Source organism: Janthinobacterium sp. GW822-FHT07H11, from assembly GCF_058798615.1.
On record NZ_CM179507.1, the window covers coordinates 4,868,428 to 4,881,533 of the forward strand.

General features: G+C 66.2%; 12 protein-coding genes and 1 tRNA gene. 8 read left to right on the plus strand and 5 right to left on the minus strand.

What is annotated here, in order from left to right:
• Window positions 1–47 precede the first annotated feature (47 nt).
• Complete coding sequence (locus AC3RCJ_RS21490; RefSeq protein WP_492965028.1) at window positions 48–839, minus strand: alpha/beta fold hydrolase; 792 nt, start codon at window positions 837–839, stop codon at window positions 48–50.
• A 205-nt stretch (window positions 840–1,044) separates the two neighbouring features.
• Here AC3RCJ_RS21490 and AC3RCJ_RS21495 point away from each other — a divergent pair, with 205 nt between their 5' ends.
• Window positions 1,045–1,560: a hypothetical protein gene (locus tag AC3RCJ_RS21495; RefSeq protein ID WP_492965029.1), complete on the plus strand. Its 516-nt coding sequence runs from the start codon at window positions 1,045–1,047 to the stop codon at window positions 1,558–1,560.
• A 181-nt stretch (window positions 1,561–1,741) separates the two neighbouring features.
• On the opposite strand, the gene AC3RCJ_RS21500 is transcribed toward AC3RCJ_RS21495, so the two are convergent.
• Window positions 1,742–1,817: transfer RNA gene (locus AC3RCJ_RS21500), tRNA-Asn, on the minus strand.
• 98 nt (window positions 1,818–1,915) lie between these two features.
• Window positions 1,916–2,824: a LysR family transcriptional regulator gene (locus tag AC3RCJ_RS21505; protein ID WP_492965030.1), complete on the minus strand. Its 909-nt coding sequence runs from the start codon at window positions 2,822–2,824 to the stop codon at window positions 1,916–1,918.
• A 121-nt stretch (window positions 2,825–2,945) separates the two neighbouring features.
• On the opposite strand from AC3RCJ_RS21505, the gene gcl reads away from it, so the two are divergent.
• The 5 genes from gcl to pyk all read left to right on the plus strand — a co-directional run bounded on the left by gcl (window position 2,946) and on the right by pyk (window position 9,325).
• The gene (gcl, locus tag AC3RCJ_RS21510; RefSeq protein ID WP_492965031.1) at window positions 2,946–4,721 is read left to right on the plus strand and encodes a glyoxylate carboligase; all 1,776 of its coding nucleotides are present in this window, start codon (window positions 2,946–2,948) and stop codon (window positions 4,719–4,721) included.
• A 73-nt stretch (window positions 4,722–4,794) separates the two neighbouring features.
• Window positions 4,795–5,574: a hydroxypyruvate isomerase gene (gene hyi / locus AC3RCJ_RS21515; RefSeq protein ID WP_492965032.1), complete on the plus strand. Its 780-nt coding sequence runs from the start codon at window positions 4,795–4,797 to the stop codon at window positions 5,572–5,574.
• 42 nt (window positions 5,575–5,616) lie between these two features.
• Complete coding sequence (gene glxR / locus AC3RCJ_RS21520; RefSeq protein WP_492965033.1) at window positions 5,617–6,504, plus strand: 2-hydroxy-3-oxopropionate reductase; 888 nt, start codon at window positions 5,617–5,619, stop codon at window positions 6,502–6,504.
• Window positions 6,505–6,577: 73 nt separating this feature from the next.
• Window positions 6,578–7,843 carry a glycerate kinase type-2 family protein gene (locus AC3RCJ_RS21525; RefSeq protein WP_492965034.1) on the plus strand — a complete coding sequence of 422 codons (1,266 nt, stop codon included), beginning with the start codon at window positions 6,578–6,580 and terminating at the stop codon, window positions 7,841–7,843.
• 42 nt (window positions 7,844–7,885) lie between these two features.
• Window positions 7,886–9,325: a pyruvate kinase gene (pyk, locus tag AC3RCJ_RS21530; RefSeq protein WP_492965035.1), complete on the plus strand. Its 1,440-nt coding sequence runs from the start codon at window positions 7,886–7,888 to the stop codon at window positions 9,323–9,325.
• Between the two features lie 307 nt (window positions 9,326–9,632).
• Here pyk and uraD read toward each other — a convergent pair whose 3' ends face one another.
• Together uraD and puuE are read right to left on the minus strand one after the other, a co-directional pair.
• Window positions 9,633–10,148 carry a 2-oxo-4-hydroxy-4-carboxy-5-ureidoimidazoline decarboxylase gene (uraD, locus tag AC3RCJ_RS21535; RefSeq protein ID WP_492965037.1) on the minus strand — a complete coding sequence of 172 codons (516 nt, stop codon included), beginning with the start codon at window positions 10,146–10,148 and terminating at the stop codon, window positions 9,633–9,635.
• On the minus strand, window positions 10,145–11,092 hold the full coding sequence (gene puuE / locus AC3RCJ_RS21540) for an allantoinase PuuE (protein WP_492965038.1): 948 nt from the start codon (window positions 11,090–11,092) through the stop codon (window positions 10,145–10,147). The genes uraD and puuE overlap by 4 nt, the downstream gene beginning before the upstream one ends.
• 241 nt (window positions 11,093–11,333) lie before the next feature.
• Between puuE and uraH the strand changes: the two genes are divergently transcribed.
• Both uraH and AC3RCJ_RS21550 read left to right on the plus strand, forming a co-directional pair.
• Window positions 11,334–11,687: a hydroxyisourate hydrolase gene (uraH, locus tag AC3RCJ_RS21545; RefSeq protein ID WP_492965039.1), complete on the plus strand. Its 354-nt coding sequence runs from the start codon at window positions 11,334–11,336 to the stop codon at window positions 11,685–11,687.
• A 64-nt stretch (window positions 11,688–11,751) separates the two neighbouring features.
• On the plus strand, window positions 11,752–13,026 hold the full coding sequence (locus tag AC3RCJ_RS21550; protein ID WP_492965144.1) for a urate hydroxylase PuuD: 1,275 nt from the start codon (window positions 11,752–11,754) through the stop codon (window positions 13,024–13,026).
• Window positions 13,027–13,106: the final 80 nt, after the last annotated feature.

Genomic DNA, 13,106 nt, shown 5'->3' on the forward strand with positions numbered 1-13,106 from the left:
TCAGGCGCGCGCGGGCACCTCGTCCGGCTTGCGGGCCAGGTGCGCGCTCAAGACAGCCTCGGCGGGTGTGCCGCCTCCATGCGGCCATGCAAAAATCCCTCCATCAGCGCCAGCAATGCCTGAGGCTGTTCCTGGTGCGGCGTGTGGCCGCACTGTTCCACCATGGCCGGCACGGCATTCAGTGCCCGCGCCACGATGGCATCGACCTGGGCCGCGCTGCCATACCGGTCTTCGCTGCCCTGCACCACCAGCGCCGCGCATTCGATGGACGGCAGCAGGTATTCGATATTCCAGAACTGGAAACCATAGCTGAGCCACGTCTCGGACCAGGCCTTGAAGATGGCCTGCGTTTTCTCTCCGTGGTACCGCGCCAGCGCGCGCAGCTTGCCGGCGCCAAACGCCGCATCGGCCTCGCGGATGCCGTCCAGCGTCACGTCTTCGACGAACACGTGGGCCGCCTCGGTGATGATGCCGCGCAGGCGGCATGGTTGCTGGGCCGCATGGATCAGGGCGATGCTGCCGCCATCGGAGTGGCCGATAAGGAAATAGTCTTGCCCGGGAATCAGCGCAGTGAGCACTTGCTGCAGCTCGCGCAAGGCATAGTCGTGCAGGTAATGGAGCTGGCGCCGCGCGGCCAGCGGCGAGGACTGTCCATAGCCGAGACGGTCGTACAACAGGCCGCGGCAGCCGGTGGCCTGGCATAGCAGGGCTGGAAAATCTTTCCACATCGCACAGCAACCGAGTCCCTCGTGCAGGAATACCAGCCAGGGTTTGGCCGGATCTCCGTCGATCAGCTCGTAATAAATATCGTCTTCGGCGCTCAGGTTCAGTATCGGCATAGGCTAGGCGGGAAACAGGTTCTGGATCGGCAGGACACGCCTGCCTATTGTGCCATCGTCCGCCCGCTTGCGCGCGCCGGCGATGGAAAATAGCCTGTGGGAAAAGACCTCGACCGGCGCTCGCAGCAAGTTTGCGCCAGCACAAATCTTCCCCGTCTTTCCATTCGGGTAAAGCACTTTTCGCCATCGTCCGCGCCTAGAATAAATGACCGCTCACGCTCAGGGCCGGTGGCTACCTTATCAGCCAGGACGCGGCACCAGCAGCCGCGGCAACAGATGGGGCGTGCAGCCGCACGACGACAGGTGTGGCGTCCAAACTATCGATCAGGAGTACATCATGGAAATGAAAGTAGAAGACAGGACCGGCAGCAATCTGGCCGAAAACATCAGCGATGCGCCTGTCCAGCAGGAAAGCAAAAGTGCAAAAGGCGCAGCCGCCCAGGACCTGAACCTGAGCCCAGCCGCCTTCACCACGTATTACACGTGGCGCGCCAACGGTGTTTTCCACGCGGTAAATTTCGTCAATGCCAACGTGAAAGCCAATTCGCGCGTGTTCCTCAATATCAGCGAATACAGCACCGACGCCCAGCACCGTTTCATTGGTGCCGCGCGCATGGCGGTGTACAACATCGCCCCGTACAACGGTGGCTTCCTGGCCTGGGTCGAAATTTCCTGGGGCAGCCCGCTGAATATCCGCTTCGACGTCTTTGTCGATCCCTGACACAGGGATGAGCGGCACGTCATTGCCACCAGCTTATCCGCAGGCAGGCATGGCGTGACGTATCCGGCAAGCGCGGCACATCGGCGCGTGCGCGGGATACCGATCATGCACGGCGGTTTTGTGCTCGCACAAAACAAAAAGGGCCACGTGTCGCCACGTGGCCCCTTGCTACTACTTGTTCTGGCTCCCCGACCTGGACTCGAACCAGGGACCTGCGGATTAACAGTCCGTCGCTCTACCAACTGAGCTATCAGGGAAAGGAGGCCGTATTATATAGGGCAATTTTTCACATGTCCAGCCACCCGCTCAATAAATCCCGGCCACTTCGGCCAGGCCCGCCTGCTGCGCGCCCTGGCTAGCCTTGCATCCAGTAACCGGGTTGCGCATACAAGGCCTTGAGCCTGTCGACAAAAAAACGCACCTTGGCCGGCAGGTGGCGCTGCTGCGGGTAGACGGCCATGATGTTGTAGTCGGGCAGCGCAAAATCGTCGAGTACCGTCACCAGCTCGCCGCTGGCCAGTTGCGCCTCGATTTCCCAGGTCGAGCGCCAGGCCAGGCCCAACCCTTCGCTGGCCCAGCGGTGCAGCAATTCACCGTCATTGCAATCGAGATCACCCTCGACGCGCATCGTCACCGGCTTGCCATTCAGCTGGAAATACCAGCCACGCTGCTGGCCCCCTTGCAGGTTGAAGGCCAGGCAGTTGTGCTGCGCCAGGTCGTCCAGCTGCGTCGGCACGCCATGGCGGCGCAGGTAGTCGGGCGTGGCGCACACCACGCGGCGGTTGTCGGCCAGCTTGACGGCGACAAAATTGGGATCGATGGCGCCGCCGATGCGGATGCTGACGTCATAGCCTTCGCGCACCAGGTCCACCACGCGGTCCGTCAGGTTGAAGGAAATCCTCACGTCCGGATGCTGGGCCAGGAAGGCGGGCGCGTGCGGCGCCACGTGCATGCGGCCATACGCGGCCGGCGCCGATACCACCAGGTGGCCGGTCGCCTTGTGGCGCCCCTGCGAAATGATCTTTTCGGCGCTGTCCAGGTCTGACAGCAGGGTCTTGCAATGGTCGAGGAACACCGTGCCCTCCTCCGTCAGGGCCAGGCGCCGCGTGCTGCGGTGCAGCAGCTTGACCCCCAGGCGCTTTTCCAGCGCGTCGATGCGCCGCCCCAGCATCACGGGCGTGATGTTCTGCCCGAGCGCGGCGCGCGCCAGGCTGCCATGCTCGACCGCGTCGACCAATGCCTCGATCTGTTTCAGCTTATCCATACGCCCTTTCATTGCATACCTGAGGTATCGAATCATACGATGTTTTGTCATCTTATCAAACCTCATGTTTCGCCTTACGATGTCCTTCACTGTGTTGTGCATTCACCTGAGGAGACGGATCGTGGCAAAAATGACGGCGGCGGAAGCGGCAATCTACGTGTTGGAAAAGGAAGGACTGACCCAGGCATTCGGCATCCCGGGCGCGGCCATCAATCCCTTCTATGCCGCCATGCAGCGGCGCGGCACGCTCAAGCACATCCTTGCCCGTCACGTCGAGGGCGCCGCGCACATGGCCGAAGGCTATACGCGCGCCGCGCCGGGCAATATCGGCGTGTGCATCGGCACCTCGGGGCCGGCCGGCACCGACATGATCACGGGCCTGTACTCGGCCCAGGCCGACTCCATCCCCATCCTCTGCATCACCGGCCAGGCTCCCCGCGCACGCCTGTACAAGGAAGACTTCCAGGCGGTCGACATCGAATCCATTGCCAAACCCGTCACCAAGTGGGCCGTCACCGTGCGCGAACCGGCACTCGTGCCGCGCGTGTTCCAGCAGGCCTGCCACCTGATGCGCTCGGGCCGGCCTGGCCCCGTGCTGATCGACCTGCCGTTCGACGTCCAGATGGGCGAGATCGAATTCGACCCCGACACCTATGAGCCGCTGCCCGTGTACCAGCCGCGCGCCAGCCGCGCCCAGGTGGAAAAGGCGCTGGCGATGCTGAATGCGGCCGAACGCCCGCTGCTGACGGCCGGCGGCGGCATCATCAACGCCAACGCCTCCGCACTGCTGGTGGAATTTGCCGACATCACGGGCGTGCCGGTCATCCCCACGCTGATGGGCTGGGGCAGCATCCCCGACGACCATCCGCTGATGGTGGGCATGGTCGGCTTGCAGACCAGCCACCGCTACGGCAACGCCAGCATGCTGGCGTCGGACTTCGCCATGGGCATCGGCAACCGCTGGGCGAACCGCCACACGGGTTCCGTCGACGTGTTCACCAAAGGGCGCACCTTCGTGCACATCGATATCGAGCCGACCCAGATCGGCCGCGTCTTCGGCCCCGACTACGGCATAGTCTCGGATGCCGGCGCCGCCCTGCAGCTGCTGGTGGAAGTGGCCAGGGAATGGCAGGCGGCCGGCACCCTGAAGGACCGTTCCGCCTGGGTGGCGGAGTGCCAGGAACGCAAGCGCACCCTGCAGCGCCGCACGCACTACGACAACGTGCCCGTCAAGCCGCAGCGCGTGTACGAAGAGATGAACAAGGTGTTTGGCCGCCGCACGCGCTACGTCACCACCATCGGCCTGTCGCAGATCGCGGCGGCCCAGTTCCTGCACGTGTACGAGCCGCGCAACTGGATCAACTGCGGCCAGGCCGGGCCGCTGGGCTGGACCATTCCCGCCGCGCTGGGCGTGGTGGCGGCCGATCCCACGCGTGAAGTAGTGGGCATATCGGGCGACTACGACTTCCAGTTCATGATCGAGGAACTGGCCGTGGGCGCGCAGTTCAAGCTGCCCTATCTGCACATCGTCGTCAACAACTCCTACCTGGGGCTGATCCGCCAGGCGCAGCGCGGCTTCGACATGGATTATTGCGTGCAACTGGCCTTCGACAACATCAACGCGCCCGAACTCGAAGGCTATGGCGTCGACCATGTCGCCGTCGCCGAAGGTCTCGGCTGCAAGGCCATCCGCGTCACCACGCCCGACGCGATCGGCCCGGCCATCGAGCAGGCGCGTGCCTTCATGCGCGAGCACAGCGTGCCGGTGATCGTCGAGATCATCCTGGAACGCGTGACGAACATCTCGATGGGCACGGAAATCAACGCCGTCAACGAGTTCGAGGACCTGGCGCGCGACAGGCTGGACGCGCCCACCGCCATTTCCATGCTCGACTAAAAGCCGGCAGCAGATGTAGGCATTCACCGGGACAGGCGCCAAGCACGTCCCTCAACAACATAAAGGAGACACCATGAGCAAACTGGCAGCAAACCTGACGATGCTGTTTACCGAATTGCCGTTTCTCGAGCGCTTCGCGGCGGCCCGGCACGCCGGTTTCGACGCCGTCGAATTCCTCTTCCCCTACAGCTACTCGGTGGAGCAGATCGCCCAGCAACTCAAGACGCACGCGCTGACGCTGGTGCTGCACAACCTGCCGGCCGGCGACTGGGCGGCGGGCGAACGGGGCATCGCCTGCCATCCGGCGCGCGTGTCGGAATTTCGCGCCGGCGTGGCCGATGCCATCCGCTACGCCAGCGCGCTGGGCGTGCGCCAGGTGAACTGCCTGGCGGGCATCGCGCCGCAGGACGCCAGCGCCGAGCAAGCCCGGCAGACCCTGGTGGACAACCTGCGCTTTGCCGCTGCGGCACTGCAGGAAAGCGGCATCCGCCTGCTGATCGAACCGATCAACACCTTCGACATTCCCGGCTTCTTCCTGTCCGGCACGCAGCAGGCCCTGGACCTGATCGCGGCGAGCGGCTCGGACAACATCTTCATCCAGTACGACATCTATCACATGCAGCGCATGGAAGGCGAGCTGTCCGCCACCCTGCGCGCGAACCTGGCGCGCATCGGGCATATCCAGCTGGCCGACAATCCGGGCCGCGGCGAGCCAGGCACGGGAGAGATCAACTACCGCCACCTGTTCCAGATGCTCGACGAAATCGGCTACGCCGGCTGGATCGGCTGCGAATACAAGCCGAAGTCCGGCACGCTGGAAGGACTGGGATGGCGCGCGGCACACGCTCTGTGACACATCCACTACGCATCACCACTTTATCTGAGGAGCATCAACATGGCAAAAATCGGATTCATCGGCCTTGGCATCATGGGCGCGCCCATGGCACTGAACCTGCAAAAGGGCGACCACAAGCTGTACCTGAACGACCATAAGAACCCGCCCTTCGCGCTGATCGACGGCGGCGCCACGGTGTGCACCTCGGGCGCCGAAGTGGCCAAGCGGGCCGACATCATCTTCATCATGGTACCCGACACGCCGCACGTGGAAGCGGTGCTGTTCGGCGAAGACGGCGTGGCTGCCGGCCTCGCGCCGGGCAAGATCGTGGTCGACATGAGCTCGATCTCGCCCATCGCCACGAAGGACTTCGCCAGGCGCATCAACGCCCTCAAGTGCGACTATCTCGACGCCCCCGTCTCGGGCGGCGAAGTGGGCGCCAAGGCGGCCTCGCTGAGCATCATGGCGGGCGGGCCGCAAGCGGCCTTCGACGCGGTACTGCCGCTGTTCCATCTGCTGGGCAAGAACATCACGCTGGTCGGCGGCAACGGCGACGGCCAGACCACCAAGGTGGCCAACCAGATCATCGTCGCGCTCAACATCCAGGCCGTCGCCGAGGCGCTGCTGTTCGCCTCCAAGGCGGGCGCCGATCCGGCCAGGGTGCGCCAGGCACTGATGGGCGGCTTCGCCGCCTCGCGCATCCTGGAAGTGCATGGCGAACGCATGGTCAAGCGCACTTTCGATCCGGGCTTCCGCATCGAACTGCACCAGAAGGACCTGAACCTGGCGCTGCAGGGCGCCAAGGCCCTGGGCGTATCGCTGCCCAACACCGCCACCGCGCAGGAACTGATGAACGCCTGCGCCGCCAACGGCATGGGCGGCATGGATCATTCGGCGCTGTGCCGCGCGATCGAGATCATGTCCAACCACCAGATCGCGCAAGCCTGAGGGCAGCAGCGCGCGCATCTCGGGCGGCACGGCGCAGCGCCGTGCCGCCCTTCACCACAAGGAACCGCAGACGATGACTCCCACCTATCCAAAACAATTCCTGCGCAGCCTGTACGACAGCGCCGTCGACGCCGTCAGCGCCGCGCACTGCCTGCCCGCTTTCCTGCCCGAGCCGCCGAAGGGACGCACCATCGTCATCGGCGCCGGCAAGGGCGCGGCCGCCATGGCGCAGGTGGTCGAGCGACACTGGCAGGGGGAACTGACAGGCCTGGTGGTGACGCGCTACGGCCACGGCGCCGCGTGCCGCAAGATCGAGGTGATCGAGGCGGCCCACCCCGTGCCCGACGCCGCCGGCCAGGATGCCGCGCGGCGCATCCTCGACCTGGTGCACGGCCTGGGCCCCGACGACCTGGTGATCTGCCTGATCACGGGCGGCGGCTCGGCACTGCTGTCGCTGCCGGCACCCGGCATCAGCCTGGAGCAGAAGCAGGCGCTGAACAAGGCCCTCTTGCGCAGCGGTGCCGCCATCGATGAAATGAACTGCGTGCGCAAGCACCTGTCGGCCATCAAGGGCGGCCGCCTGGGCCTGGCCTGCGCGCCGGCGCGCGTGGTGACCCTGCTCATTTCGGACGTCCCAGGTGACAACCCGGCCACCATCGCCAGCGGCCCCACCCTGCCGGACGACACCAGTTGCGAACAGGCGCTGGCCATCCTGAGGAAATATGCAATCGAGGTGCCGGCGAACATCGAGGAACACCTGCGCAGCGGCGCGGGCGACACGCCGCCGGCCGGCGACGCGCGCTTCGCCAGCAATGAACACTACATCATCGCCACCGCACAGGATGCGCTGGAAGCGGCGGCGGCCAAGGCGCGCGCGGCCGGCGTCACAGCCTACATCCTGTCCGACAGCATCGAGGGCGAGGCGCGCGACGTCGGCATCGTGCACGCCGCCCTGGCGCGCCACGTGACGCAGCGCGGCCAGCCTTTCCAGGCGCCGTGCGTGATACTTTCGGGCGGCGAAACGACCGTCACCGTGCGCGGCACGGGGCGCGGCGGGCGCAACGTGGAATTCTTGCTCAGCCTTGCCGTCACGCTCGACGGCCATCCCGGCATCCACGCGCTGGCCTGCGACACGGACGGCATCGATGGCTCGGAGGACAACGCCGGCGCCCTGTACGGCCCGGATACGGCACAGCGCGCACGCGCGCTGGACCTCAACGCGCGCCAGTACCTGGCCAACAACGACGGCTACGGCTACTTCGCGGCGCTCGATGACCTGATCGTCAGCGGCCCCACGCGCACCAACGTCAATGATTTCCGCGCCATCCTGATCCTGTAAGCCCACCGATACACTGTACCCTACCGATTGGAACCGTTTCTTATGCGCCGTCAACGCCAAGCAAAAATCGTCGCCACCCTCGGCCCCGCCAGCACCGACAAGGCCACCATCCTGGCCCTGTTCCAGGCCGGCGCCGATGTCTTCCGCTTCAACTTCAGCCACGGCAGCCATGCCGACCACCAGGCCCGCTACGACATCGTGCGCGCCATCGAACAGGAAACGGGCCGGCCCATCGCCGTGCTGGCAGACCTGCAGGGACCGAAGCTGCGCATCGGCCAGTTCGAGGATGGCAGGATCACCCTGCGCGCAGGCCAGGAATTCACGCTCGACAGCGACCCGGCTCCCGGCAACGGCACGCGCGTGCGCCTGCCGCATCCGGAACTGTTCGCCGTCATCCAGGCAGGCCAGTGCCTGCTGCTCGACGACGGCAAGCTGCGCCTGGAAGTGACCGCCAGCGATGCAACGTCGATCCGCACGCGCGTCGTGAATGGCGGCGTGCTGTCCGACCGCAAGGGCGTCAACGTGCCCGACGCCGTGCTGCCGATTCCCGCGCTGACGCAGAAGGACCGGCAAGACCTGGCATTCGCGCTGGACATGGGCGCCGACTGGATCGCCCTGTCCTTCGTGCAGCGCCCCGAGGACGTGCTCGAGGCACGCGCCCTCGTCGACGGCCGCGCCGGCGTGCTGGCCAAGCTGGAAAAGCCGGCCGCGCTGCACCAGCTCGACGCCATCGTCGCCGTCTCCGACGCCGTCATGGTGGCGCGCGGCGACCTGGGCGTGGAACTGCCGCCGGAACAGGTGCCGGGCGCGCAAAAGCGCATCCTGCGCAGCTGCCGCGCGCACGGCGTGCCCATCATCGTCGCCACGCAGATGCTCGAATCGATGATCACGGCGCCCGTGCCGACGCGCGCCGAGGCCTCCGACGTGGCCAGCGCGATCTATGACGGCACCGACGCCGTGATGCTGTCGGCCGAATCGGCCAGCGGCGCCTATCCCGTGGCCGCCGTGGAGATCATGGACCGCATCATCCGCGAGGTGGAAAAAGATCCGCTGTACCGCAACCTGATCGATGCGCAGAACGTGGCGCCGCTGCCGAACCGGGGCGATGCCATCTGCTCGGCCCTGCGCAGCGTGACGCAGATCGTCGGCGCCGTGGCCACCGTGACCTTCACCATGTCGGGCCACACCAGCACGCGCGCGGCGCGCGAGCGGCCGTCCGTGCCCATCATCAGCATCACGCCGCGCCTGGGCACGGCGCGGCGGCTGGCGCTGGTGTGGGGCGTGCATAGCACCGTCAGCAGCGATGTCGGCAATGCCGAGGAAATGGTGGGCGTGGCCTGCCGCGCGGCTGCCGACGAAGGCTATGCCAGGGCCGGCGAGCAGATCGCCATCACGGCCGGCGTGCCGTTTGGCGAACCGGGCAGCACCAATCTGCTGCGCCTCGCGGAAATCTGGCCGCGCCAGGGCAGCCTGCGCGCATGACGGTGGCTTGAGGCGGGCCAGCCTGGCCCTGCTCGAAGCCATCGGGCAGGTCTACTTCCAGGGCGCGCCGGCCACCGGCGCGGCCATCCTGTGCTGCATGTTCCGCGCCAGCCCCGCCATGGGGCTGGGCTGCGTGCTCGGTGGCGCCGGTGCGCTGCTGACCGTGCGCATGCCGCGCGGCGCGCCAGGAAGCAGGCATGGGCGTGAACTGCGTGCCCGTCGTCCCGGGATGGCGCGCCAGCGGCATCGCCTGGCCCGTGCGCTCGGCGCGCCGTTTGCAAAAGACGCGCCCCGCCGCACCCGGCTCTCAGCTCACCAGCGCCCCGAGGCGAAAGCCGCCGATGCGGATGATCTGCTCGATGCAGGCGCGCGCCTCCGCCTCGCGCGCATTGTCCAGGCGCTCGGCGAAATGGCGCAGGATGCTGTGGCGGTCATGGCCCTTGACGGCGATGACGAAAGGGAAGCCGAACTTGTCGTTGTAGCGCCGGTTCAGCTCCTGCAGCTGCGCAAACTCTTCGGGGCTGCAGCGGTCCAGGCCCGCGCCCTGCTGCTCGCGCGTCGATTCCTGCGTCAGTTCGCCGCGCACGGCCGCCTTGCCCGCCAACTCCGGGTGGGCCTGTATCAGCTTCAGGCGCTCCGCTTCGGAGGCGCTTTGCACCACGCCAGCCATGGTGTCGCGCAGCATCTCCAGGCTGGGAAACGGGCGCTGGGCGGCGGCCCGCTCGGCCACCCACGGCGAATGCTCGTAAATGGCGCCCAGGGCGTGGGTGAATTCTGCCGCGTTCATGTTGTTCAGGGCGGCCAGGGTATAGGTGATGGTCATGCGGTTTTCCGGTAAGGGTGGGTGGCGATCCAGTGATCGGCGATATCGATGCGGCGGCAGATCCACACATGCTCGTGCGACTGCACATGGTCGAGAAAGCGCTGCAGCGCGCGGAAGCGGCCGGGGCGGCCCAGCAGGCGGCAATGCATGCCGACGGAAAGCATCTTGGGGGCGTTCCCGTCCTGCGGGTCACCTTCCGCGTACAGCACGTCGAAGCTGTCCTTCAGGTACTGGTAGAACTGCTCGCCCGAGTTGTAGCCCTGCGGCGTGGCAAAGCGCATGTCGTTGGTGTCGAGCGCATACGGCACCACCAGCCGCGGCACGCTGGCGCCATCGGGCGTGCGCACCTCCGTCCAGAACGGCAAATCGTCGGCATAGCAGTCGGAATCGTAAGTGAAGCCGCCATGCTCGGCCACCAACTGGCGCGTATGCGGGGAATCGCGGCCCGTGTACCAGCCGCGCGGCGCCTGGCCCGTCAGCTCGCGGTGGATGGCGACGGCCGTGCGCATGTGCTCGCGCTCGGTGGCGATGTCCATGTCCTGGTAATGAATCCAGCGCCAGCCGTGGCAGGCGATTTCATGGCCCAATTCGCCGAAAGCGGCCGTCAGCTCGGGATGGCGCTGCAAGGCCATGGCCACGCCGAAGACGGTGAGCGGCAAGTTGCGCCGCTCGAATTCGCGCAGCAGCCGCCACACGCCGGCGCGCGAGCCGTATTCGTAGATGGACTCCATCGACATGTGGCGCGCCGGGTAGGCGCTGGCGCCGACGATCTCGGAAAGGAACTGTTCCGAACCGGCGTCGCCGTGCAGCACGCAGTTCTCGCCTCCCTCTTCATAGTTCAGGACAAACTGCAGCGCGATGCGCGCCTGGCCCGGCCAGGCGGCGTGCGGCGGATGGCGGCCGTAGCCGGCCATGTCGCGCGGATAGTGCGGTGAATTCTGCATAGACGCTCAATCGAATCGGTGAATGGAAGCCTGCCGGACGGTGCGCCGCCAGGTGTGGTTTTTTGCCTGTCATGGCGCGCGAAAAGGCGCGAATCCAGGTTGACAAGGATGCCCACGCCACATAATATTGTCAACACTTATTGTATACAAAAATAGATAAGAAGACTGCCGGATGCGCATTGCGCGCCGCGCGGTTCCCACCACGGCGGCATGCAGATGACCGCCTCACCTTGGAGACTTTATGGGCCGCTTGACCACTCACGTCCTCGACACCGCGCACGGCAAGGCCGCCAGCGGCGTCGGGATATCGCTGTACCGCATCGGCGACGCAAAACGCCACCCCGTGCGCGACACCGCCACCAACGCCGACGGGCGCTGCGATGCGGCGCTGCTGGAGGGCGACGCGCTGCTGGCCGGCGTGTATGAGCTCGACTTCCATGTCGGCGCCTATTACGCCCGCCTCGGCGTCGCGCTGCCGGTGCCGAACTTCCTCGACGTCGTCACGGTGCGCTTCGGCGTGGCCGATGCGCACGCCCACTATCACGTGCCGCTGACCGTCACGCCATGGAGCTACGCCACCTATCGCGGCAGCTGAACGCCGCCTGCGCCACCCACACCGATGAACAACCGTCGTACATAACAAGGAAAGAGACAGGCGTATGGAAGGGTATATACTGGATTGGGCCAACTTGCTGCTGCGTTGGCTGCATGTGATCGTCGCCATTGCGTGGATCGGATCATCGTTTTATTTTGTCTGGCTTGACAACAGCCTGCGCAAGCCCAAGGACCCGCAACTGGCGGCCAAGGGCGTGGGCGGCGAACTGTGGGCCGTGCACGGCGGGGGCTTCTACAACCCGCAGAAATACCTGGGCGCCCCGGGCGACCTGCCCGATGAACTGCACTGGTTTTACTGGGAATCGTACAGCACCTGGCTGTCCGGCTTCGGCCTGTTCTCGGTGCTGTACCTGTTCAACCCGCGCATCTACCTGATCGACCCGTCGGTGGCGGCGCTGTCGCCGCAGGTGGCCGTGGCGGCCGCGCTGGGCTTCCTCGTCGTCGGCTGGCTGGTGTACGATGGCCTGTGCCGGGTACTGCGCAAGCGCGAGCAGTTGCTGGCCGCATTGGTGGTGCTGTTCGTCGTCGCCGCAGCCTGGGGCGCCTGCCATCTGTTCGCCGGACGCGCCGCCTTCCTGATCGTCGGAGCCATGATCGCCACCATCATGAGTGCCAACGTGTTCTTCTGGATCATCCCCGGCCAGCGCACCACGGTCGCCTCGATGAAGGCCGGCATGCCCGTCGACGCCATCCACGGCCAGCGTGCCAAGCAGCGCAGCGTGCACAACACCTATTTCACCCTGCCCGTGCTGCTGGCCATGCTGTCGAACCATTACAGCATGACCTACAGCCATCCGCACAACTGGCTGGTGCTGGTGGCGCTGATGGTGGCCGGGGTGCTGATACGCCAGTTCTTCATCATGCGCCACAAGGGCGTCAACAACCTGGTCTTCCCGAGCGTGGCCGTGGCGCTGCTGGTGGGCGTGATCGCCTGGGTGGCGCCGCCAGCGGCAACACCGGCACCCGCGCCGGCCGTCAGCGCCAGCGCAACGCCAGCCGCTTCCGCCGCCGCTACGCCCGCGCCGGCCGAAACGGCGGCCAGCCACGCTGCGCAAGCGCCCGCGCCCGCCGTCGCCGGCATCGCCGCCGTGCAGCACATCATGCAGGAGCGCTGCATCCAGTGCCACGCCGCCAAGCCCAGCATGATGCCGACGGCCGCCAAGGGCCTGATGTTCGAGACCTCCGAGCAGATCGCCACGCATGCGCAGCTGATCTACCAGCAGGTGGTGCTGCAAAAGGCCATGCCGCTGGCGAACATGACCAAGATGACGGACGAGGAGCGCAACATCATCGCCGCCTGGCACCAGAACGCCCAATAACGCCCGCCAGTACCCGCCGTCCGGCCGCCGCATGGCGCGCGCGGGCGGCGCCTTCCCCAAAAAACGGAATGGGCCGCGGC